The organism is Mycobacterium sp. 050134, from assembly GCF_036409085.1.
Taxonomy (GTDB): Bacteria; Actinomycetota; Actinomycetes; order Mycobacteriales; family Mycobacteriaceae; genus Mycobacterium.
The window spans coordinates 176,829-198,253 of sequence record NZ_JAZGLV010000005.1 but is presented as its reverse complement, the minus strand read 5'-3'; the positions used below and the strand labels follow the sequence as shown (position 1 = coordinate 198,253).

Sequence of the window (21,425 nt, the reverse complement as noted above, 5' to 3'; positions counted from 1 at the left end):
CGCCTGTGACGCGCGTCGGCGTTATCGGAGTGCGCGGGTGAAGTATTCCGCTGCAACGCGTTTCATCGAGCACGAGATCGGTAGGTGGCTCGAGGGTCGGCCATCGACGGTCTGGCCAAGGGGCCCGATTCGCGCGGCGTGGCGATGGCGGTGTGTGATGCGCACCGGGCGGTCCTGGCGCGCAACCACATTGGGGTGCTGAGCTCGGCCGCCGGGCGCGTGACGGCGGATGCCGCCCGGACCGCCCTCGCAGCGCCCTCAATCGAAGCACGAGTTCGTCGCACCTTGACGGTAACGACACGCTGAAACTCATGCAATCGGATTGCAACAATAAATGCGATCGACCTGCAGGAACGTCTGGGGGGGCCCGGCTGGGCTCAGAGCACGATCAGCGGGATGGCCATCTCGGCCGGTGTGCTCGCGCCGTGAAACCCGATGAGGCGGGCGGTCTCCGGGGGTTCGTGGCCGGTGGCCAGCACGGCGGCGTCGCCGTTGCACACCACGACGACGTCGCCGATCCGGGCCAGGTTCGCCGGCGCGACCGGACCGAACATCCCGGTGGCGACGGCCTCGTCGCGGCCGTAGACCTCGGCGGCACCGCCCATCACCTCCCTCCACGCGGACCGCACGTCCGAGGCGGCACCGGGCTCGGTGTGCAGGTAGCGCACCCGCGGCTCGCCGGCGACCACCCGCACGCCTTCGGTCAGCTGGGGGTCGGCGTCGAGGTCGACGCGCGCGGCGTCGGGGACGTTGAGGCCGCCGTGATCGGCGGTCACCAGCAGCGTCGCGGTCGGGGGCAGGGACTCGACGAGCCGCGCCAGCAGCGTGTCCACCCGGGCGGCCGCCTCGTGCCAAGGGGGCGAGCCGATGCCGGCCACGTGGGCAGCGGCATCCAGGTCGGCGGTGTAGCCGTAGACCAGGCCGGGCGCCGCGCGCAGCTCGTCGGAGAACCGTTGGGCGTAGTCCTCGGTCGCGGCGGTCGGGCGGAATTCCGCACCGCGATACGCGGCATCGGTCAGCCCGCTGCCGATGAACCACTCCGGGAGCAGGGCGCGGGCGCTCGTCCCGTTCCGCTGCAGCCGCTCGAACCACGTGGGGAGCGGCTGCCACACGTCGTGGGGCGGGTCGTCACGCCAGCGGATGTGGTTGAGCACCCGGTCGGTGCCCGGGACGTTGAGGGTGAACCCCAGGATTCCGTGCTCCCCGGGCCGCGCGCCGGTGCCGAGCGACACCAGGCTGGTCGGCGTGGTAGACGGGAAGGTGCAGGCCAGCTCGAGCAACCGCCCCGTGTCGCCGGCCAGCACGGAGGCCAGCAGCGGCGCGCTGCCGGCGAGCTCGGGTAACAGGTGCCAGCCCATCCCGTCAACCAGCACGACGGCGATGCGATCTACCCCGTCGGCATCGACGTGGTCGGTCAGTGCCAGCCGGTCCCGCGCGTCCGGGACGCCGAGCAGTGCGGCCGCGGCGGGCAACACGTCGCACAGTGAACCGAACACGACCGTCAGTGTGACACGACCCTAGACGTTCGCCAGCCGTTCACTCGTGATGCGCAGCTGGCGATCCGTGCTGTCGGCCAGCGTGTGGGCCTGCGCCACGGACAGCCGGCCGCACAACCGGCCCCAGTGCAGCGCGACCCGATCGCCGGGCGCCACGTCGGGCACGGCGCTGTAGCCGTCGGCCCAGATGTCGAGCACCCGCGCCGATGGCTCGGAGAGCGATAGCGCCCCGTCGGCCCAGACCAGCCGGCGACACGACACCTCGACGCGGTCTCCGGTGACGGATAACACCGTGCCGCAACCGATCCGGCAATTGTCCAGCACGCCGAGCGGGTGTTCGTCCATGCCCCGGCCCAGAAACCGCGTCCACGGGTAGACGCCGAACACGTGGAAGCTGTGGTTGCCGGCCGCCTCGGCGGCCAGGTCTGGGGTTAGGTGGGTCCAGTAGTGGCCGGCCCGGGGCCCGATGATGTCGAGCAGGCCCCGGTAGAAGTCTCGTGGGTCGCAGGTGGCGCCGATGCCGCCGCCGAGCCAATAGGATTCGACGAGCCGGAAGTCCAGCGGGTCGGCGATGCCGGTGAGTTTCGCCAGCACCCGCAGGTAGGGCCAGGCGCCGCTGAAGCCGGCCGCGGCCCTGCGCACCTCGTCGACCGAGCCGTCGCGCAAGGTGGCGCCGAGCGGCGGACCGCAGTAACCCAGCGCGTTGGGGGCGTAGGCGTAGCGCGCGAACATGTCCGCGCCGCGGGTGTCCGGCGTGGTGGTCAAGTGTGGGCCACAAGCCTCGCCGCGTCGCGGTGCATGCGCCCGAAGTTGTAGTAGGCCGCGCACGCGCCCTCGGGGGAGACCATGCAGGTGCCGATCGGGGTCTCGGGCGTGCAGGCGGTGCCGAATACCTTGCACTCCCACGGCTTGAGCACACCCTTGAGGACCTCGCCGCACTGGCAGGCCTTCGGGTCGGCGACCCGCACGCCGGGCATCGCGAACCGCAGTTCGGCGTCGTAGTCGGCGAAGTCGTCGTGCAGGCGCAGGGCGCTGTGGGAGATGAATCCCAGCCCGCGCCATTCGAAATGGGGGCGCAGCGCGAAGACCTTGCCCATCAGCGCCAGCGCGGCGGGGTTGCCGTGTTCGGGGACCACCCTCTTGTACTGGTTTTCCACCTCGCAGCGGCCCTCGCGGATCTGGGTGAGCAGCATCGCCACGGCCGCCAGGATGTCGAGCGGCTCGAACCCCGCGACCACCAAAGGTTTTCGGTAGACCTGTGGCACGAATCGGTAGGGGCGGTTGCCGACGACGGTGGAGACATGGCCGGGGCCGATGAACCCGGACAAGCGTAGGTCGGGGGATTCCAGGATGGCCTTGATCGGCGGCACGATCGTGACGTGGTTGCAGAAGACGCTGAAGTTGGTGACGCCGAGGTCGCGGGCGCGCACCAGCGTGACGGCCGTGGAGGGGGCGGTGGTCTCGAACCCGATCGCGAAGAACACCACGTGTTTCTGCGGGTTGTCGGCCGCGATCTTCAGCGCGTCCAGCGGGGAGTAGACGAATCGCACATCGGCGCCCTTGGCCTTAGCGTCGAGCAGGCTGCCGGCCGAACCGGGCACGCGCATCATGTCGCCGAAGCAGGTGAAGACCACGTCGGGCTGGGCGGCCAGCCACATGGCGTCATCGATGCGGCCCATCGGGATCACACACACCGGACACCCGGGGCCGTGCACGAGTTCGACGTTAGCCGGCAGCAGGTGTTCGATGCCGTGCCGATAAATCGTGTGGGTATGCCCGCCGCACACCTCCATGAACTTTAACGGCTCCACGTCGTCACCGGCCAGGTGTTCGATGGCGGCCAGCAGATTACGCGCCGCCGCGGGGTCGCGGAATTCATCGACGAACTTCATGGGCGCTTCCCCTACTCAGACGATCGACGAGGAGTCGAAGGCTTCCATCTCGGTGGCATAGGCGTCCCCGAGCTTCTTGATGGCGGCCAGGGTCAGCAGAGCCTCGGTCTCGTCGATCTTGGCCATCGCGAAGCCCACGTGAACGAGCACCCAGTCGTCAGGCGTGGGCGGGTCATCTTCGAGCAACCGCACGCTGATGGTGCGCTGCACGCCGCTCACGTCGACCTTCGCCAAATAGTTTGCCGGGTCAGTGATCTCCACGACCCGGGCCGGAATCCCCAGACACATTCGCGGCGCCTTCCTCCCTGGTGGCGACCCGCTTCGCCCGGCTTCGCCGCGCTTGCGATCGCCACGTTCCTTTCTGGTGGCGACCCGCTTCGCCCGGCTTCGCCGCGCTTGCGATCGCCACGTCAACAAATCCTCGGCAGCGGGTCACCTACGAGCATGTCGACGATGCGGGTGCCGCCGAATCCGGTTCGCAAAACCACACTTTCGGCCGGCTCGGCCACGATCTGCCCCACCTCGGCCGCCCGGGCGCCCAAGGGGTGCGAGCGCAACGCGGCGAGACCCGCCTCGGCCTCCCGCGGGGCGACGACGGCGACGAACTTGCCCTCGTTGGCCACATACAGCGGGTCGATGCCGAGCAACTCACACGCCCCGTTGACGCTGGGCGACAAGGGAAGTCGCTCCTCTTCCAGCAGGACCCCCAGGCCGCAGGATTGCGCGAGTTCGTTGCACACTGTGCCCACCCCGCCGCGGGTGGCGTCACGCAGCCAGCGGGTCGACGGGGCGGCGGCCAGCAGGGCCTCCACCAGCGGGCTGAGCGAGGCGGTGTCGGAGGCGATGTCGGCCTCGAGGGCCAGATCACCGCGCGCCAGCATGACCGCCATCCCGTGCTCGCCCATCGAGCCCGAGAGCAGCACCCGGTCCCCGGGGCGCACCGCTCCCGCCGACAGCGCCCGGCCCGCCGGAATGACGCCCGCGCCGGTGGTGGTGATGAAGACCCCGTCGGCCGCGCCCTTGGGTACCACCTTGGTGTCTCCGGTGACGATCTGCACCCCCGCCACCGCCGCCGCGGCCGCCATGTCGGCCACGATTTGCTTCAGTTCGGCGATCGGGAAGCCCTCTTCGAGCACGAACGCCGCCGAGATCCAGGCCGGCACCGCCCCGGCCATGGCGACGTCGTTGCAGGTCCCGTTGACGGCGAGCTCGCCCACCGAACCGCCCGGGAAACGCCTGGGCTGCACCACGAACGAGTCTGTCGACATCGCCAGGCGTTCCCCGCCGGGCAGGCTCAGCACGGCCCCGTCGCCCAGGGACTCCAGCAACGGGTTGCGCAGCGCCTCCAAGAACACCGCGTCCACCAGCGCCGCCGACGCCTTCCCGCCGGCCCCGTGCGCCAGGGTCACGTGATCGTCGAGCAGCCGCGGGCGCCGCCGACGGAACGACTCGATCCGCTCGATCACCTCGCCCTCGCCGAACCGCGGGCCCGACGACAGGTATTCGCCCGCTGGCTTGTTCATGCGGCCCCCAAACCCTTTCCGCGCAGCCGGTCGTGCACGGCCAGCCACAGCTGGTAGCCGAGCAGCGCCTGAGACTCCTGAATGCGGTGCACGCTCTGCGACCGGACGGTGAAACAGGCGTCCACGTTCGGGTCGCTCGCGAACGCGCCGCCGTCGTAACCCGCGAAGCCGACGGTGTACAGGCCGCGCCGGTGCGCCTCGGCCAGCCCGGCGAGCAGGTTCGGCGAATTGCCGCTGGTCGACATCGCGATCGCGATGTCCCCGGCCTGAGCCCGCGCGATCAGCTGACGCGCGAAGACCAGCTCGAATCCGACGTCGTTGCCCAGCGCGGTCAGGATCGCCTGGTCGGCGGTCAGCGACCACGCCGGCAGCCCGGTACCGACCGGCGGCCGCGCGAACAACGCGGCCAGCGTGGTCGAGTCGGTGCAGCTGCCGCCGTTTCCGAAGGTGAACAACCGCCCGCCCGCGGCGAACCGGCGCGCCATCTCGGCGGCGGCCCGGCCCAGCAGGTCGGCGTTGGCGTCCAGCGTGCTGCGCCGCAGCGCCAGGCTCTCGGCCGCCTTTGCCTGCGCCGACGCGGCGAGGTCGGCGAGCAGCGACTCGGGGTCGTCCTCCTCGGCGTCGATGAACGGGTACAAGAAGTTGGTGGGTTCCTGGTCTGCCATCAGAGGCCTGCCTCGTCCAGCCGGGAGATCGCCGTGCCGGCGTGCACGACGACCAGGTCCCCGGGCGCGACGGGATCAACGAGCGTCGTCACCACGTCCTCGAGTCCGCGCGCGGTGCGCACGGTGGCCGGCCCGCCACCCGCCCGCACCACCTCTCCGAGGCGGCCCTCGTCGCCGCATGTGACGCACACCTCCTGCGCCGCATCGGGTTTGAGCAACCCGGAGTGCTCGAAACAGACGTGGGTCAGCTCCCACAGCAGGTGGTAGAAGAGCACGAAGCTCCCCGTCGCGGGCACGCGCGGGTCGGGGTCGTCCAGCCACAGCACGTGGTCGGCCGCCCCGGGTTTCGGTCGTTGCCCGCTGCCGATCCAGATTGACGTGGCGCCCCACGCCGGGGCGCGGCGCATCACCGAGCGCACGTGTGGTTCGTCCGCGCCGGATACCGCGATCACGATGTCACCCGGCCGCGCCGACACCCGCACCAGGTCCACCGGGTCCGGCTCGGTCAGCGCGACCGCCGGCAGGGCGCGCTTGCCGACGATCACCGGATGCACGAATTCGACCGCGATGTGCAGCGCGTGCGGTTCGGCGCCGGGCGCTATAGACCACATGGTGGCGCCCGCGGCGAAACGGCGGGCGAGGGTGAAGGCGGCCCGGGCCAAGTCGGTGGCCAGATCCGCGCCCAGCCCGCGGTCGATCGCGGTGGTGATCATCGGCGCGCCTCCTCCCCGGCGATCAGCCTCGAGATCACGGCCTGCCCGAGCGCCAGCCCGCCGTCGTTGGGCGGAACGGTGTGGTGGGTCAACACCTCAAATCCCGCCGCCGTCAACCGTTTCCGGCAGGCCCGCAGCAACAGCACGTTCTGGAACACACCGCCGGTCAGGCCTACCAGCCGAACGCCGCCGGCCACGTTGGCCACCGCGAGGGCAACGGCGGCGGCGACGGCGTGGTGGAACACCGCGGCGAGCGTCGCGGCCGGCGTCCCGGCGTGCAGGGCCGAGACCATCGTCTGCACCATGGTGGCGGGATCGATCACGCCGTCGGCGCGCACCGTCAGCGGCAGCGACGGCCCGGCGCTCCCAGCGGCCGACTCCGCCAGCGCCTCGAGCTCGATGGCGGCCTGGCCCTCGTAGCCGATCCGCTGCCGCACACCCAGCAGCGAGGCGACGGCATCGAACAGCCGGCCCATGCTCGAGCAGGGCACGCATCCGGTCCCGCTGTCCAATTGCGAACGGATGAGCCGTAATTCGCTTCGAGTTGCCGCCCGGACGGGGGCGAGTTCCGGCGACCAGTCCAGGCCGGCGTTCCACAGCTGGGCCAGTGCCATCCGCCACGGGTTGCGCACGGCGGCGTCACCGCCGGGCAGCGGCACCGGCAAGAGGTGGGCGGCGCGAGCGAAACGGTGGCTGTCGGCGCCGAGGGTGAGGATCTCGCCGCCCCAGATCGTGTGGTCGCACCCGTACCCGGTGCCGTCGAAGGCGACTCCGACGATCGGTTCGCCGACGCGCCCGTGCTCGGCCAGCAGCGCGACGACGTGCGCATGGTGGTGCTGGACCAGGTCCAGCGGCCGGCCGCCCGCGCGGCGTTCGGCCCACTCACGGGTGTGGTATCCGGGGTGCAGGTCGGCGGCCAACCTTTCCGGCCGGCCGCGGATTTCGCCGAGTTGGTCGACGGCGCGCTCGAAGGCGCGTAGCGTCTCCCAGCTGGCCATGTCACCGATGTGGCCGGACAGGTAGGCCCGCGGTCCGTCGGTGAGGCAGAACGTGTTCTTCAGTTCGCCGCCCACGGCCAGCACCGCCGGGCCGGGAGTCCCGAGGTCGACCGGTAGCGGGGCGTAGCCGCGGGAACGGCGGATCGGCAACTCGCCGCCGTCGACCACGCGCACCACCGAATCGTCGCAGGGCACGTGAATCGGCCGGTCGTGGTCGAGGACCGCGTCGCACAGTGTCGGGAGCCGTTCGGCGGCATCGTCGTTCGTGAAGCAGATCGGCTCGTCGGAGCGGTTCGCGCTGGTGAGCACCAGGGCGTCGGGCGCCCGTTGGCCGGCGCCCGGCACGGGCGCCAGCAGCAGGTGGTGCACAGGGGAGTACGGCAGCATCAGGCCGAGCAGCGGGCTGCCGGGCGCCACCCCGTCGGCGACGGGCGCCCCGGGGCGCCGGCGCAGCAGCACGATCGGCCGCGCCGGGCCGGACAGGGCCGCCGCCTCGGTGCCGCCGACCTCGGCGTACCGGCGCGCCACGCCAAGGTCACGCACCAGCATCGCGAACGGCTTGTCGCCCCGGGCCTTTCGCGCCCGGAGCGCGCGGACGGCGGAATCGTCGTCGACGGCGCAGGCCAGGTGGTAGCCGCCGATTCCCTTGATGGCGACCACCGCGCCCCCCGCGAGCGCGCGCTGCGCCGCGGCCAGCGCCGCGTCCGACCCACACACGCGCCCGCCCGCCCCCGAGAACCACAGCGACGGCCCGCAGTCGGGGCAGGCGATGGGCTGGGCGTGGAACCGGCGGTCCGCGGGGTCGTGGTATTCGGCGGCGCAGTGCTCGCACATCGCGAACGCCGACATGGTGGTGGCGGGACGGTCGTACGGCAACTCGCGGATGATCGTGAACCTGGGCCCGCAGTTGGTGCAGGTGACGAACGGGTGCCGGTAGCGCCGGTCGCGCGGGTCGAACAACTCCGCGACGCAGGCGTCGCACGCGGCGACGTCGGGCGGGACGGGCGTCGCGGCGCCGGCGACCGCCTCGCTCGCCACGATGCGGAAGTCGCGCTCACACCGCAGAGGCAGGTCGGCGGCCAGGACGGCGTCGATCCGCGCCAGGGGAGGGGCCTGCGAGCGCAGGCGGTGCGCGAATTCGTCGATGCGTGCGCGGTCCCCCTGCACCTCGAGGAAGACCGCGCCGGAATCATTGCCGACGAACCCGGCCAGCCCGAGCTCGCCGGCGATCCGGTGGACGAACGGGCGGAAGCCGACCCCCTGGACCACGCCTGTCACGGTGAGGCGCCGCCGGATCTCCCCGGACCGCAGCAACAGGCGGGTGGATCGGGTCATCTCAACCGCCGCCCCAGTCGGCCGTTTCGTCGGCGCGGCCCCGACCCATCAGCTCCAGGCCCGCCATCGCGGCCTCCGCGCCGGCGCGGTCCGTCTTCTCGACGGCGAAGCCCATGTGGATGATGACCCAGTCGCCGGGCGCGAAATTCTCTTCTGGCAGCATGCCGACGTTGATCCGGCGCGCTTCCCCGGTGACGTCGACGAGCGCGAGCTGCCCCTCGTACCCCTCCAGCATCCGGATCACCTGACCGGGAATGCCCAGACACATGGTCAGCGCCCCCCTCCGGCGGGCGCCTGCAGCGCGGCGACGATCTCCTCGACCGCCCGCACCGCCCGGGGCACGGCCCTGGCGACGGGCTCGGTCAGGCCGATACCCTCCTCGACGCTGCCCGCCTCGCAGCCGACGACGACGGTGTACGGCGGGGTGCCGCCCAGGGCCCGCAGGCTGGCGAACACCGTCGCGGGATCCATGCCATGGGCGTCCAGACCGGGTGCACCGCCGTCCCCGTCGCAGTCGGCCTGGAAGACGTGCAACGCGCCGGGGTTGCCGCGGCTGGGTACCGCGTCGACGAGCACCAGCGTGTCCCAGTGGTCGAGCAGGTCGTAGGCCAGGTGCATGCCGCGGATCCCGTAGTCGACGACGCGGACATCCGAATCATCTTGGGAGATGGCGGCGTTCCGCACCACCTCCGAACCGAACCCGTCGTCGCCCAGGAAGATGTTGCCGATCCCGGCCACCAGTATGCGCGCAGTCATCGCACCGCCGGCCGCGGCTACATCCGCCGCAGTTTCAAGTAGCGGCGGGCGTCGGGAATGGAGACCACTCCCAGCGCGAGTCCCACCGCCGCCACCAGGGCGATGATCGCCACGAATATCCAGCCCATGACTTCCATGTCGAGCTCCTCTCACTGCTGCCCGTGTTGCGTTGCCAACGGCTCGATCTCGTCGGGGGAGAAGTACAGGTAGCGGCCGTACCAGTCGTGCAGGTCGGCCGCCGGATCGTCATCGACCACGACTCCCACGTGCGTGTTGCCCTCGACGTCGGAGTGCACCGACGTGACGCGGGCAGTCTTGCCGGCCACGAAGATGTCCTGCGCGTCGGCGTTGCGCCTCGGCCGCAGCCGCACCCGGCTGCCCCGCGCGACCCGGACCCCGTTCACCAGCACCGCATCGATCTCCGGCCGTACCGCGTTGTCGGCCTGTGGATCCCACCAATCGACCCCGTCGGGAATCTCGGGGACCAGACCGACCGGCGCGTCCAGCGCGTGCGGATCACGCAGCACGCCGTGCAGTCGCGCCATGGCGTCCGGTGACATGGCGTCGCACCGGTCGATGATCCGCGCCGCCCGCGGGTCAGTGGCGCGCGCCTGGGCCTTCTCCTCGTCGGTCATCGTCATCACGCGCAGGGTGAGGATCTCGTCGATCTCCGTGCAGTCATAGAGCGCGGTGCTGCTCTGTTCGGCCACCTCGGGATGGTCGTAGAGGATAATCGGGGAGATCAGCAGCATGTCCCGGGCACCGGGCGGCCCGGCCAGCACGGGGAAGCAGCGGTGTTGCCGGCACCGCGCCACGGCGTCGGCCGCCTCGGCCGGCGGCTCGAGCAGCGAGACGAATTGCCCCTCAACCGCTTCGGCGATCGCGTGCGTCCCGATCAGGGAGCGCACGATCGCGTCGTCCTTGTCGACGGCGGGCGGGCCGACGTTGGCGATCCGCACCGACACCCGTCGCAGGCCGCCGTCGGCCTCGCTGTCGACCTTCAGGACCCCGCGCACTTCCCGGCGCTCGCGGACCAGGCGCCCACCGTCGAGGGCCTCGACGTCGGTGGCGGCGGCGGCCGTCACCGGCAGGGTCCAGGGCTGGTCGGCAAACGCCAGGGGGCCGAACGACATCTCGCACTCGACGGCCTCGTCCCAGGTCAGCCACGACCCCGCCGGGGTGGTCAACTCGGCGACCGCCTCGAAGCGCCCGCCGGCCAGCGCGCGCTCCGCCCGGCGGTGCTGCAGCTGCAGGAACCGCACCACGAGCGTGATCGCCCGACTACCGTCCACCACGAACTCCGCCGCCAGGGTGTCGTCCTCGCCGAGCCCCGCAGCGGCGGCGCCGGGTGGGCCGAGAACGCCGAACTGCCAGCGTGATTGGTTCTTGGTGGACGTGCCCCGGTAGGGGTAGAGGAGGTAGCCCTCGTAGAGCACCGCGTCGGCGACGGTGCGGGCCCGGTCCCGGCTCGACGTCCCGGAAGCGGTCACCGTGCGGCCTCCCGCTGCGCGTCCAGCAGCGAGGTGACGGCGTGGTCGAGGCCGAGCAGCCCGCGCGCCGACTTGTATGCGGCCAGCGCGGCGACCGTCTCGTGGCTCAACCGCACCCACCCGCTGTCGGGGTAGTGCTGGGCGATCAGCTCCCGCCACACCGCGACCGGCATGTCGTAGCGGCACTCGCGATCCCATGGCACCTGCTGGACCGAGAAGCCGCGCTCCCCGCTGACGAAAATCGTTCCGCTGAACAGGAACTTCAGCGGCAAGGTGCCGTGGCGCAGCGCGTGCAGGTACTTGGCGGCCGCCACCTCGAAGTCGTAGGTGCACTCCAGCGGCAGCGCGACCGTGGTGTTGCCGGTGAAGCCCGGCACCATGGCGGTGCAGTGCTGCCAGAGGAAGGTGCGCTGGGTGGTGGCCCAGCGTTCGCGGGATCCGAACAAGTCGAGCAGGCCGGCCGCCTCCTCGTCGGAGTACGAGCGCCGCAGCGGCTCGATTCGCACCTGGCAGCGCAGGGCGATGGCGTGGACGGGGTCCTCGCCGTTCGCCTCGACGGCGACCCGGGCCGTCAGCACGGGGCTGACGGTGTACGGTTCGGGCGTCACGTCGAGGACCGTGAAGCCGGCGTCGCTCATGTCGGTGCCCCCTGGGTTATCGCCGCGCGCGCCGCTATCCGTGCAAAGAAGCCGTCGACGAACGCCCGAGCCTCCTGCCCGCCGTCGAATCCGCGCCACAGCAGCCGGAGGCGGCCGACGAACTCGTAGCACGCGTCGATCGGCACGAGATAGGTTTCGGGCGGGGCCATTTGGTCGTCGGGCACCCGGACGAGCAGCGCCTCCACGTCGTCGGCCAGGAGCCCCACGCGCGGGTCCGCACCGGCGACGGCGTTCCACGCGTCCAGATCGAGCTCGGACTCGCACGCGCCCGCAGGGCCGGGGTAGAAGGCGACGGTGCGACCCAGCGCGGAATTCGCGAAGAAGAAGGCGACGCCGACGGGGATCTGCAGGTTGTCCCAGGCGCGGCGGTCCAGCGCGAAGTCGGGAAACGCCAGATACCGATCCGGCACCGCCCGGTAACGCAGCTCGGCCTGCGCATCGGTGAACAACAGATAGCAGGCGCGGCAGACGCACATCAACTGGCGGGCGGCCACATTGACGACGTGCTGGTGCTCGTCGGCGATCGACTCCGCACACATCTCGCATCGCTCGCCGGCCGGCTCGGGTGCCCGGTCGCCGGTGATGCGGGCCAGGACGTCGTAGGGCGTCGTCACGTGCGGGCTCCCGTCGGTTCGGCCAGGGCCACCGCGGGCACGCCGTCGCGCAGCAGCAGGGGTAGGGGCTCGAGGTGCGCTCCGTCGGGCCCGGCGCCGGCGTGCACGACGTCGAAATGCGTGCCGCAGCGCGGACACTCCAGCAACGTCTCGCGCAGTTGTGCGCCCGCCAGCGAGTCGTCGCACACCGGACAATGGTCGCGGTAGGCCAGCGGCAGATCGCCGATCCGGCATGCCAGCAACGCCGCGCCCGCCACCAGAAACCCCGCCACGTCACCCGGCGCCAGCTCGGCCAGTTCGGGCAGCGGGTGCCAGCCCGGACCGTCCGAACGGTTGTGGCCATTCGAACGGAGCGGGGCCATCAGCGATTCCGTCGGGATCACGGTAGGGCCGCCGACCGGCTCCGCGGTCAACACCTCGATCGAGGTGATCTCCGGGGCCGCCGCCCGGACGGCGTCCTCGACGGCGAGCTCCAGGGTCACCGCCGACGACGGGCAGCTCTTGCAGCTGCCCCGAAAAGCCAGGAGCAGGCCAGCCCCTTCGGGCCCGTCGGTAATCTCCATCAGCTCCACGTCGCCGCCGTGCGAGCCCAGGTAGGGGCGCACCCGGTCCAGTGCGTCGGACACCCGCCGGTGCACGTCGTGGGGGTGCAGCCCGTGCACGAGGAGCAGGCTGGCCACCAGGTCGTCGGTGGCCAGCCGCTCGGCCAGGCCGGGGCCTGGACCGTCCTCGGCCAACTGCATGATCCGTTCCAGCCCGGCTCCGTATAGGCCCATCACCTCGCGGACCAGCTGCTGCGCACGCTCGTACGCGGCCGTCCCGCCCGCCGCGCACGAATCCAGCAGGGTCTGAATCCGATCGCCCGCCGCGCGCCACTGCGTGTCGTTGTCGGGGTGCGGGCGGTCCGTCATGGGTGCGATCGTCACTCCCCGGCGGGGGATTGCGTGGGCGTGTGCAATCTCTCCAGCGTCTTTCCCTTCCCCAGGTACATGTGGACGCCGCAGGGCAAGCACGGGTCGAAGCTGCGGACCGTGCGCATGACGTCGATGCCCTTGAAGTTCTCCCGGCTGTTCTCCTCGAAGATCGGCTGTCCCTGCACCGCGTCCTCATAGGGGCCGGGCGTGCCGTAGCTGTCGCGCGGGTTGGCGTTCCACGGCGTGGGCGGGTACGGGTGATAGTTGGCGATCTTGCCGTCGCGGATCACCAAATGGTGGCTGAGCACGCCGCGCACCGCCTCGGTGAAGCCGCAGCCGATGCCCTCGTCGGGGACCTCGAACTTTTCCCACGTCTTGGTGCGGCCGGCCCGGATCTCTTCCAAAGCCTTCTCGGCGAAATACAGCCCGCACGCGGCCGCGTACGCCTGAAAGTAGGTGCGCGCCCGGTCGCGTTCGATCGTGTTACTGCCGTGTTTGGGCACCTTCCACTCGAATTCGACGGGGCCTTTGAGCGCGGTCTTGGGGAGGTTGATCTTGACGGAGTCGCCCGTCGCCTTGACGTAGCCGATGTCGACGAGGCCGGCCAGGGCGGTCGCCCACAGCCGCGCCAGCGGGCCGCCGCCGGTGTCCAGCGCCAGGTGGTCCTTGCCGTCGAACCAGCGCGGCGACATCACCCAGCTGTACCTGCCGCCGTCCATGTCACGCTTCTGCGGATGAGGATTGGTGTGCTGGTTCCACGGGTGCCGCCGATCCACCGCGTTGCCCAGCGGGTCCGTCCTAACGAACATCTCCTGGTCGGTCCAGTCGTCGTAATACGAACTGCCCAAGAGGATCCGGATACCGAGGTTGATGTCCACCAGCGAGTGGGTGACCAGCTTGCCGTCGACCACCACCCCGGGGGTCACGAACATCGCGTTGCCCCACCGCTCCATGTCCCGGTATTCGAAGTTGCACACCTCGGGGTCCTGGAAAGACCCCCAGCAGCCGAGCAGGGTGCGGCGCAGACCGACCTTCTCGTAACCGGGCAGTGCGGTGTAGAAGAAGTCGAAAAGGTCGTCGTGCATCGGCACAACCTTCTTCATGAACTCGACGTAGCGCATGAGCCGGGTCATGTAGTCGGTCATCAGCTGGATCGTGGCGACCGTGCCGACCCCGCCGGGATACAGCGTGGACGGGTGCACATGGCGACCCTCCATGAGGCAGAACATCTCTCGCGTCCACCGGCTGACGGCCAGGGCCTCACGGTAGAACTCGCCGCTGAACGGGTTGAGTGACCGCATGATGTCGGCGATCGTCCGGTAGCCGTGGGCGCCGGCCTGCGGCGCCGGGGTTTTCTCGGCAAGGGCGAGCACGCTCGGGTTCGTCTCGGCGACCATCTTCTCGCAGAAGTCCACGCCGACCAGGTTCTCCTGGAAGATGTTGTGGTCGAACATATATTCCGCGGCCTCGCCGAGGTTGACGATCCACTCGCCGAGGTGCGGCGGCTTGACGCCGTACGCCATGTTCTGCGCGTAGCACGAACACGTCGCGTGGTTGTCCCCGCAGATGCCGCAGATGCGGCTGGTGATGAAGTGGGCGTCGCGCGGGTCCTTGCCCTTCATGAAGATCGAGTAGCCACGGAAGATCGACGAGGTGCTGTGGCATTCGACGACCTCCCGGTTCTCGAAGTCGATCTTGGTGTAGATGCCGAGGCTGCCCACGATCCTGGTGATCGGGTCCCACGCCATGTCGACGAGCTGGCCGGGTTCCCGCTTGGCTGTGGTCGGTTCGGGGACGATCGTTGTCATCGCTACTGCTCTCCGCCCAAGGGCTTGTCGAGATGGGGACGGAGCGCGCAACACCTGGCCGGGGGATTACCAGGTGCGGCGCGCTCCGGTGGTCAACTGGTGGCCGTTGTGACGCCACCGGGGCTCCTTGTCGACGGTGCGCGCCGTGATACCCCTCAGGTTGCGAATCACGGCCCCATACAGACCCGACGCCGTGCTGGAGAGCTTGCCGCCCGGCGGCTCGTCCATGAACGGCATGAATTTGTCCGGGAAGCCCGGCATGGTGCAGCCGATGCAGATGCCGCCGACGTTGGGGCAGCCGCCGACACCGTTGATCCATCCGCGCTTGGGCACGTTGCACTTGACCACCGGACCCCAACAGCCAAGCTTGACAATGCATTTCGGCGATCCGTACTCGGTTGCGAAGTCGCCCTGCTCGTAGTAGCCGGCGCGGTCACACCCCTCGTGCACGGTCTTGCCGAACAACCACTGCGGACGCAGCGCGTCGTCCAGCGGGATCATCGGCGCCTGGCCGGTCGCCATGTACAGCAGGTACGTGAGGGTCTCCGACAGGTTGTCCGGGTGGATCGGGCAACCGGGGACGCAGACGATCGGGATGCCCGCCTTGCTCTTCCAGTCCCAGCCCAGGTAGTCGGGAACACCCATCGCGCCGGTCGGGTTGCCGGCCATGGCGTGGATGCCGCCGTAAGTGGCGCAGGTCCCCACGGCAACGATCGCGGTGGCCTTCGGGGCCAGCCGGTCGAGCCACTCGCTGGTGGTCATCGGCTGACCGGTGGCCGGGTCGTTGCCGAACCCGCACCAGTAGCCCTCGTCCTTGATCTTCTCGTTGGGGATGGATCCCTCGACGACCAGCACGAACGGTTCGAGTTCGCCGCGGTCGGCCCTGAAAAACCACTCGAGGAAGTCGTCCGCGCCGCCGTTGGGTCCGCATTCGAAGTCGATCAGGGGCCAGTGGACGGCGACCTTCGGCAGGCCGGGAAGGGCGCCCAGCGCGATCTCCTCGACGCTGGGCTGGGTGGCGGCAGTCAACGCCACCGAGTCGCCATCACAACTTAGCCCCGCATTGATCCATAGAACATGGATTAACGTTTCTTCTGCTTTGACTGCCGCTTCGGTTGGCATGACGCAGCTTTCCGGGGCCGGGCTGAAGGCCCCTTCGCCGCCGGAGTCGACCGTCGGCCCACTTGCGCAGCGATGTTTTTGGGTCTACTCCCGCCGCCGGGCGTTGTCAACGGTGTTCTGTATTGGTCACCTGTCAAACATCTGTCGGAGCCGCGGGTGTGACTCAGCCGCAAGGGAATTGGGCCACCAGCCCGCACTGTCATGCGAGCGTTTTGCAGGAGCGGGATCGTGCGGGTCAGCTCTCACCGGCGAATCGCCGAAGCCAGCCGAACCAGGCGGCCATGCCGTCCCCGGGGCGCGCACTGACCGGCAGAATCTCCGCTGTCGCGTTCACCTCGCGCCACGTGCTCGAGATAGGTGTCCACGTCGACGTCCAGATGTGGGACCAGGTCAATCTTGTTGAGCAACACCACATCAACTGACCGGAACATCACCGGATACTTGAGCGGCCGCTGAGCTTGGCCGCGTCGAGGTCGGTCGCGATGTCACCCTCGATGACCCCGATCGCGAACTCGCCGGCGAGCTCGTCGAGCGTCGTCTGCAGGATGGTGGTGTTGCCCGATCCCGGCGAGCTCATCAGGTTGAGCGCGCGGATCCCACTGCTCTCGAACGCCGACCGGTTGGCGTCGGCGAGGATGTCGTTCTCGGCGAAAATCGACTCCAGCACCTCGATGCGCTGTGCGCCCGTCCGATAGTGCCTGTGATCGCCGTGGTTGTGGTTGTGGTTGTGCACGGTGCCGTCGTCGTGGCGGTGAAACCTACCCATGCTCAACCCGATTCATCGACGAATCCCCTTCACGACACGTCCAGCGACGTCACCAGGAATTCGTTGCCGGCGACCACCTCGACGTCGCTGCTGTCACACCGTGGGCACCAGATTGACCACGCCGACGTGATCTCCGATCGTCGCCCGCATTGCCGGCAGCGCACCTCGGCGCCGACGCACTCGAGTTCCAGCTCGGCGTCGGGCATGTCCTCGGAGTCGCGCACGAGCGTCCAGCAGAACGACAGCGATTCGGGCACCACCTGGCGCAGCGCCCCGACCCGCACGCGCACGACGTCGACGTGCCGCCCGCCGGCGTGTGTCTTGACCACCCCGGCGATGGCTTCGCACAGCGACAGCTCATGCACCGCTGGACACCGGTGTCCGCGTGGATCCAGGCCATTCCGCCCGGGCGGTGGAGGTCATGAGCACCGTTCTACACCCGAAAGCGCCGGGGGCGCACTCGTTCAGCCCGTGCTCTCGGCCGGGGTCCACTTCTCCTCAATGCGGCCGAACCGCCAGACCAGCAGGGCGACCGCCCAGGTGGCGACGAACATGCCGACGATGATGTAGCCGACGGCGTTGAGGTTGAGCCCGCTGACCCACTGCCAGAACCCGCCGCGCCAGCCGAACTGGTCGGCGAGCAGCGTGAGCAGCTCGACGGTGCCGATGAGCAGGGCGACGACCACCGACAGCGCCGTGATGGTGATGTTGTAGTAGATCTTGCGGACCGGGTTCGAGAAGGCCCAGCCGTAGGCGAAGTTCATGAACGAGCCGTCGACCGTGTCCAGCAGACACATGCCGGCGGTGAACAGCACGGGCAGGCACAAGATCGCATACCACGGCAGCCCCGCCGCGGCGCTCGTTCCCGCGAGCATCAGCAGGGCGATCTCGGTGGCCGTGTCGAAGCCGAGCCCGAACAGCAGGCCGACGGGGTAGCAGTGCCACGACTTGGTGATCGACTTGGTGAACCGGCCGAGCAGCCGGTTGATCAGCCCGCGGTTGTCGAGCTGCCGTTCCAGCTCGGCCTCGTCGTAGTCGCCGCGGCGCAGCCGGGCGAACATCCGCAGGATGCCGGCCAGGATGACGACGTTGATGAGGGCGATCGCGTACAGGAACACGCCGGAGACGCTGGTGCCGATCAGGCCGGTGTAATGGTGCAACGACGACGAGTCGTCCTCGACGGGCCCGACGATCGTCTTGACGCCGGTGGCCAGCAACACCGCCAACCCGAAGACCACCGTGGAGTGGCCGAGGGAGAAGAAGAAACCCACCGCCAGCGGGCGCTGCCCGTCGTTCATGAGCTTGCGGGTGGTGTTGTCGATGGCGGCGATGTGATCGGCGTCGAACGCGTGCCGCATGCCCAGGGTGTACGCGGTCAGCCCGATTCCGACCCCGAAAGCCTTGCCGCCCATGCTGAATTGGCCCGGGTCCACGAACAGCACCAGGGTGAGCCAGCCGACCAGGTGCAGGGCGACGATCACCGCCAGCATCGATCCCAGCCGCCACCACTCGGCGGGCGCCAGGGCGCCGGTCAGCTTGGCCATCCATGGCGGCCGCCAGTCGGGCTCGGTACTGGACACTGGGGTCCTTCCGGCATCGGGAACAACCGGCACGACTGTAAGTGGGGAGTCCGGTTTGATGCAAGGTGGTCGCAGGAGCGCCACGTCTGGATTGGTCGAAAACTGGCGCACCGGGGTATCCGGCGCCACACTGGACGGGTGACGCCCAAGCCGTCGGTTCTGGATCCCTCCGTCACCGCCCGGATCGGTGATCTCCTGCGCGCCCGCGGGCTGCGCCGGATGGCGTCACGCATCCAGGTCCTGGCGGTGCTCGAGCCGGTCAACGGTCACCTGCCGGTGGCGGAGATCCACCAGCGGGTCCGGGCCTGCCTGCCGCCGGGTGCCCAGCCGCCCGACGTGGCGACCATCTACCGCACGGTGACCACCCTCGTCGACCAGGGGGTGTTGCACGCCCTGACGCTCGACGGCGGCCTCACGACCTATGGACTGGCCACCGCCCCGCACCACCACGCGGTGTGCACGCAGTGCGGCGCGATCATCGAGGTTCCTGCGCGTCAGCTCACCTCGGCGCTCGAGCACGCGATGGCCGGCAGTTCGTTCGCGCTGTCCGAGGCGGCGGGCCTGACGCTGCGCGGCCTCTGCCCGGACTGCCAGAGCTGACGCCGCGCTAGGGTCGGCGCAGCGCCAGCAGCGCATTCTCGACCACCTCGGGCAATGCCGGGTGGATCCAGTACTGGCCGCGGGCCATGTCCTGGGCCGTCACCCCGAAGCTCATCGCCTGGATCAGCGGTTGGATGATCGACGCCGCCTGATGCCCCATGATGTGCGCACCGAGCAGGCGGCCGCTGGTGCGTTCCGCGATGAGCTTGACGATCCCGGTGCCGTCCTCCATCGCCCAGCCGTAGGCGACGTCACCGTAGTTCTCGATCGCGACCGAAATGTCGAATCCCTGCGCGCGCGCTTGGTATTCGGTGAGACCCACCGCGGCCAGTTGTGGGTCGGTGAATACCGCCGCCGGCACGAAGCGGTGGTCGGTGACGGCCATCGACGCCGTGTCGTCCCAGTCACACAGCAGGTTGTGCCGCACCACCCGGGCCTCGTGGTTGGCGACGTGTTTGAGCTGGTAGGGCGACGAGACGTCGCCCAGGGCGAACACCCCGCGCGCGGACGTCCGCTGGTATTCGTCGACCACGATACGGCCGTCCTCGACGTCGACGCCCGCCTGCTCGGCGTCGAGCAGGTCGGCGTTGGGCACCCGTCCGGTCGCCACCAGCAGGAGGTCCGCGCTCAGCGTGCTGCCGTCGTCTAGTTCGAGGACGACACCGGAACCGCGGTTGGAGCCTCCCACCACGTTGCGATGGGTGCGCACCTCCCACATTGCCGAGGCGATGCGGGTGAACCGTTTGCAGATGGTGTCGTCGGAATGCCGCAGCATGGTGCTGCCCCTGGCCACGATCGTCACGCGCACCCCGAGCGACGAGAAGACGTGGGCGAATTCGGCGGCCACGAAACCGCTCCCGACGATCGCCAGGTGTTCGGGCAACTCGGGGATGCGCATGACTGTGTCGCTGGTGTGATGCGCGACGCCGCACTCGAGGATCGCCGACGGGATCATCGGACGCGATCCCGCCGCGATCACCACCTGGTCGGCGGTGAATTCGTCGCCGGTGTCGGTGCGCAGCAGGTAGCTACCGTCGGGCCGGACGGGACCGAACCGGGTGCGGCCGTACAAATCGACGTTGGGCGCACTGCGCCGATGGTCTTCGCCGCTCATCGAGATCGGGTCGATGCGGCCGAAGATCCGGGAGACGATGTCGTCCCAGCGCACCCGGTCGACGTGCGCGTCGATGCCGAACCGCGCGGCGTCGCGGATCGTCGCGGCGACCTCGGCGACGTAGACGAACATCTTCGTGGGGATGCACCCCACGTTGAGGCAGGTGCCGCCGAAGGTGCCCTGCTCGCAGATCGCGGTCCGCTTGCCGGCATAGCGGTCATCGAGAATGGTGTTGCCGGAACCGCTTCCGATGATCGCGAGGTCGTAGGTCTCCACGTCTCGCCCTCAACCCTGGTCCGACGCCGCCGGGGCGTCGACGTTGTTGTCCGGGCTCAGGTAGTGATTCAGCCACCGGTCCAGCTGGCGGTAGGCCGTTCGGCGCGGCTGCGGCAGCGACAAGAACACGTCATGTTTAGCGTCGGCCACCGGCACGACGGTGGTGCGGTCCCCGATGCAGCCGGACCACTTGACGATCTGGCTGACGTCGAGAACCGCGTCACCGCAATGCATTGCGGTCGGGTCCGCGACCTCGCGCACGCTGTGGTCCGAGCGCAGGATCAGGCTCGGCACGCCGACGTCGAGCCCGCGGTGCAGCCGGGCCTGGCCGCGCCGCACGGCGTGCAGCCAGCCGATGGTGATGGGGAAGCCGCCGACCGGTTTCCATTGCAGGTCGTAGTCGAACTCGCCGCCGAAGTTGCGGTGCAGCGTGGTGCCGTATCCGCCGGGCTTGGGCGAACGGACCACGCCCTTGGACCGCAGCCGGGACAGGCCGGCGAGCAGCGCGGAGGTCGCGGCGTGGCGCAGCACGGCCGGCCCGTGCAGGTCCAGAAAAGGGCTGTTGAGCACCAGGCCGCCGACACCGGCGTGCGCGGCGGCCCGGCGCGCACGCAACCGGTCCAGCCACAGCGACACGATGAGGCCACCGGCGGAGTGGCCGTAGACCAGAACCTGGGCCGGGCGGGTCTGGGCCGCCACGACCGCCAGGGCCCGCTCGAGTTCGGTGTCGTAGTGGGCGAGGTCGGTGATGAAGTGCGGGGTCTGGCCGTCGCGGCGCGACCGGCCGCACTTGCGCAGGTCCAGCGCGTAGAAGGCGAACCCCCGGCCGGCGAAGTGGTCGGCGAGCTCGGTGTGGAAGAAGTAGTCGGTGTACCCGTGGACCGCGAGGACCGCGTGATCGGCGGCGCGGGCGTCTTCGTCCGGTCCGCGACGGATCAGGGTCGCGGCGATGTCGCCCTCACCGGCGGGATCGGTTCCCAGGGGGATCGTCTGCCGCCAATAGCCGGGCAGGACGTCGGCCATCCAGCCAGTCACCAGGCCAGCTTAGAGGTTGCGCTGGTGGGGGGAGGCGCACGGCGCGAGGGTGCGCCTCGCGTCGGGATA

At 69.8% G+C, this 21,425-nt stretch carries 21 protein-coding genes and 2 pseudogenes; 1 reads left to right on the top strand and 22 read right to left on the bottom strand.

The window, feature by feature from the left end:
• Positions 1–377 precede the first annotated feature (377 nt).
• The 20 genes and pseudogenes from SKC42_RS08105 to SKC42_RS08015 form a co-directional block, all read right to left on the bottom strand.
• Positions 378–1,496 carry an alkaline phosphatase family protein gene (locus tag SKC42_RS08105; protein WP_330963783.1) on the bottom strand — a complete coding sequence of 373 codons (1,119 nt, stop codon included), beginning with the start codon at positions 1,494–1,496 and terminating at the stop codon, positions 378–380.
• Positions 1,497–1,517: 21 nt separating this feature from the next.
• A complete protein-coding gene (locus SKC42_RS08100) occupies positions 1,518–2,261 on the bottom strand; it encodes a DUF6390 family protein (RefSeq protein WP_330963782.1) in 744 nt (247 codons plus the stop codon).
• Positions 2,258–3,388, bottom strand: coding sequence for a hydrogenase formation protein HypD (gene hypD / locus SKC42_RS08095; protein WP_330963781.1), 1,131 nt, complete (start codon positions 3,386–3,388; stop codon positions 2,258–2,260). The genes SKC42_RS08100 and hypD overlap by 4 nt, the downstream gene beginning before the upstream one ends.
• Positions 3,389–3,403: 15 nt before the next feature.
• Positions 3,404–3,676, bottom strand: a complete 273-nt coding sequence (locus tag SKC42_RS08090) for a HypC/HybG/HupF family hydrogenase formation chaperone (protein WP_330963780.1) — start codon at positions 3,674–3,676, stop codon at positions 3,404–3,406.
• A gap of 122 nt (positions 3,677–3,798) precedes the next feature.
• Positions 3,799–4,911 carry a hydrogenase expression/formation protein HypE gene (gene hypE / locus SKC42_RS08085; RefSeq protein WP_330963779.1) on the bottom strand — a complete coding sequence of 371 codons (1,113 nt, stop codon included), beginning with the start codon at positions 4,909–4,911 and terminating at the stop codon, positions 3,799–3,801.
• Positions 4,908–5,576, bottom strand: a complete 669-nt coding sequence (locus SKC42_RS08080) for a D-sedoheptulose-7-phosphate isomerase (protein WP_330963778.1) — start codon at positions 5,574–5,576, stop codon at positions 4,908–4,910. Before SKC42_RS08080 ends, hypE begins: the two co-directional genes overlap by 4 nt.
• The gene (locus SKC42_RS08075) at positions 5,576–6,289 is read right to left on the bottom strand and encodes a HypC/HybG/HupF family hydrogenase formation chaperone (protein WP_330963777.1); all 714 of its coding nucleotides are present in this window, start codon (positions 6,287–6,289) and stop codon (positions 5,576–5,578) included. Before SKC42_RS08075 ends, SKC42_RS08080 begins: the two co-directional genes overlap by 1 nt.
• Positions 6,286–8,622 (bottom strand): carbamoyltransferase HypF, encoded by a 2,337-nt coding sequence (hypF, locus tag SKC42_RS08070; RefSeq protein ID WP_330963776.1) that lies wholly within the window; start codon positions 8,620–8,622, stop codon positions 6,286–6,288. Before hypF ends, SKC42_RS08075 begins: the two co-directional genes overlap by 4 nt.
• A 1-nt stretch (position 8,623) precedes the next feature.
• Positions 8,624–8,890, bottom strand: a complete 267-nt coding sequence (locus SKC42_RS08065) for a HypC/HybG/HupF family hydrogenase formation chaperone (protein WP_330963775.1) — start codon at positions 8,888–8,890, stop codon at positions 8,624–8,626.
• Positions 8,891–8,892: 2 nt separating this feature from the next.
• A complete protein-coding gene (locus SKC42_RS08060) occupies positions 8,893–9,378 on the bottom strand; it encodes a hydrogenase maturation protease (RefSeq protein WP_330963774.1) in 486 nt (161 codons plus the stop codon).
• A 17-nt stretch (positions 9,379–9,395) separates the two neighbouring features.
• Positions 9,396–9,515 carry a DUF6893 family small protein gene (locus SKC42_RS27695; protein ID WP_442932038.1) on the bottom strand — a complete coding sequence of 40 codons (120 nt, stop codon included), beginning with the start codon at positions 9,513–9,515 and terminating at the stop codon, positions 9,396–9,398.
• Positions 9,506–10,868 (bottom strand): annotated as a pseudogene (locus SKC42_RS08055) (hypothetical protein); the annotation flags it as partial. The gene SKC42_RS27695 and the pseudogene SKC42_RS08055, both read right to left, overlap by 10 nt.
• Positions 10,865–11,506 (bottom strand): DUF6084 family protein, encoded by a 642-nt coding sequence (locus tag SKC42_RS08050; RefSeq protein WP_330963773.1) that lies wholly within the window; start codon positions 11,504–11,506, stop codon positions 10,865–10,867. The pseudogene SKC42_RS08055 and the gene SKC42_RS08050, both read right to left, overlap by 4 nt.
• Positions 11,503–12,141 (bottom strand): DUF5947 family protein, encoded by a 639-nt coding sequence (locus SKC42_RS08045; RefSeq protein ID WP_330963772.1) that lies wholly within the window; start codon positions 12,139–12,141, stop codon positions 11,503–11,505. Before SKC42_RS08045 ends, SKC42_RS08050 begins: the two co-directional genes overlap by 4 nt.
• Positions 12,138–13,052 carry a NifU family protein gene (locus SKC42_RS08040; RefSeq protein ID WP_330963771.1) on the bottom strand — a complete coding sequence of 305 codons (915 nt, stop codon included), beginning with the start codon at positions 13,050–13,052 and terminating at the stop codon, positions 12,138–12,140. Before SKC42_RS08040 ends, SKC42_RS08045 begins: the two co-directional genes overlap by 4 nt.
• Positions 13,053–13,063: 11 nt before the next feature.
• Positions 13,064–14,863, bottom strand: coding sequence for a nickel-dependent hydrogenase large subunit (locus SKC42_RS08035; protein ID WP_330963770.1), 1,800 nt, complete (start codon positions 14,861–14,863; stop codon positions 13,064–13,066).
• A gap of 66 nt (positions 14,864–14,929) precedes the next feature.
• Positions 14,930–15,985 carry a hydrogenase expression protein HypE gene (locus tag SKC42_RS08030; RefSeq protein WP_330963769.1) on the bottom strand — a complete coding sequence of 352 codons (1,056 nt, stop codon included), beginning with the start codon at positions 15,983–15,985 and terminating at the stop codon, positions 14,930–14,932.
• A gap of 235 nt (positions 15,986–16,220) precedes the next feature.
• A pseudogene (locus tag SKC42_RS08025) lies at positions 16,221–16,751 on the bottom strand (hypothetical protein).
• Between the two features lie 29 nt (positions 16,752–16,780).
• The gene (locus SKC42_RS08020; RefSeq protein ID WP_330963768.1) at positions 16,781–17,116 is read right to left on the bottom strand and encodes a hydrogenase maturation nickel metallochaperone HypA; all 336 of its coding nucleotides are present in this window, start codon (positions 17,114–17,116) and stop codon (positions 16,781–16,783) included.
• A gap of 99 nt (positions 17,117–17,215) precedes the next feature.
• A complete protein-coding gene (locus SKC42_RS08015; protein ID WP_442932050.1) occupies positions 17,216–18,295 on the bottom strand; it encodes a HoxN/HupN/NixA family nickel/cobalt transporter in 1,080 nt (359 codons plus the stop codon).
• 174 nt (positions 18,296–18,469) lie between these two features.
• Between SKC42_RS08015 and SKC42_RS08010 the strand changes: the two genes are divergently transcribed.
• Positions 18,470–18,931 carry a Fur family transcriptional regulator gene (locus SKC42_RS08010; RefSeq protein ID WP_330963766.1) on the top strand — a complete coding sequence of 154 codons (462 nt, stop codon included), beginning with the start codon at positions 18,470–18,472 and terminating at the stop codon, positions 18,929–18,931.
• Positions 18,932–18,938: 7 nt separating this feature from the next.
• Here the strand turns inward: SKC42_RS08010 and mtr are convergent, their stop codons facing one another.
• Both mtr and SKC42_RS08000 read right to left on the bottom strand, forming a co-directional pair.
• The gene (gene mtr, locus SKC42_RS08005; protein WP_330963765.1) at positions 18,939–20,321 is read right to left on the bottom strand and encodes a mycothione reductase; all 1,383 of its coding nucleotides are present in this window, start codon (positions 20,319–20,321) and stop codon (positions 18,939–18,941) included.
• A gap of 9 nt (positions 20,322–20,330) precedes the next feature.
• Complete coding sequence (locus tag SKC42_RS08000) at positions 20,331–21,344, bottom strand: alpha/beta hydrolase (RefSeq protein WP_330963894.1); 1,014 nt, start codon at positions 21,342–21,344, stop codon at positions 20,331–20,333.
• Between the last annotated feature and the right edge of the window lie 81 nt (positions 21,345–21,425).

Bases quoted from the DNA above. Each gene is read 5' to 3' on its own strand.
- hypD (WP_330963781.1), bottom strand. From the start codon at position 3,388: ATGAAGTTCGTCGATGAATTCCGCGACCCCGCGGCGGCGCGTAATCTG.
- SKC42_RS08090 (WP_330963780.1), bottom strand. From the start codon at position 3,676: ATGTGTCTGGGGATTCCGGCCCGGGTCGTGGAGATCACTGACCCGGCA.
- hypE (WP_330963779.1), bottom strand. From the start codon at position 4,911: ATGAACAAGCCAGCGGGCGAATACCTGTCGTCGGGCCCGCGGTTCGGC.
- SKC42_RS08080 (WP_330963778.1), bottom strand. From the start codon at position 5,576: ATGGCAGACCAGGAACCCACCAACTTCTTGTACCCGTTCATCGACGCC.
- SKC42_RS08075 (WP_330963777.1), bottom strand. From the start codon at position 6,289: ATGATCACCACCGCGATCGACCGCGGGCTGGGCGCGGATCTGGCCACC.
- hypF (WP_330963776.1), bottom strand. From the start codon at position 8,622: ATGACCCGATCCACCCGCCTGTTGCTGCGGTCCGGGGAGATCCGGCGG.
- SKC42_RS08065 (WP_330963775.1), bottom strand. From the start codon at position 8,890: ATGTGTCTGGGCATTCCCGGTCAGGTGATCCGGATGCTGGAGGGGTAC.
- SKC42_RS08060 (WP_330963774.1), bottom strand. From the start codon at position 9,378: ATGACTGCGCGCATACTGGTGGCCGGGATCGGCAACATCTTCCTGGGC.
- SKC42_RS27695 (WP_442932038.1), bottom strand. From the start codon at position 9,515: ATGGAAGTCATGGGCTGGATATTCGTGGCGATCATCGCCCTGGTGGCG.
- SKC42_RS08050 (WP_330963773.1), bottom strand. From the start codon at position 11,506: ATGAGCGACGCCGGCTTCACGGTCCTCGACGTGACGCCCGAACCGTAC.
- SKC42_RS08040 (WP_330963771.1), bottom strand. From the start codon at position 13,052: ATGACGGACCGCCCGCACCCCGACAACGACACGCAGTGGCGCGCGGCG.
- SKC42_RS08035 (WP_330963770.1), bottom strand. From the start codon at position 14,863: ATGACAACGATCGTCCCCGAACCGACCACAGCCAAGCGGGAACCCGGC.
- SKC42_RS08030 (WP_330963769.1), bottom strand. From the start codon at position 15,985: ATGCCAACCGAAGCGGCAGTCAAAGCAGAAGAAACGTTAATCCATGTT.
- SKC42_RS08015 (WP_442932050.1), bottom strand. From the start codon at position 18,295: ATGGCCAAGCTGACCGGCGCCCTGGCGCCCGCCGAGTGGTGGCGGCTG.
- SKC42_RS08000 (WP_330963894.1), bottom strand. From the start codon at position 21,344: ATGGCCGACGTCCTGCCCGGCTATTGGCGGCAGACGATCCCCCTGGGA.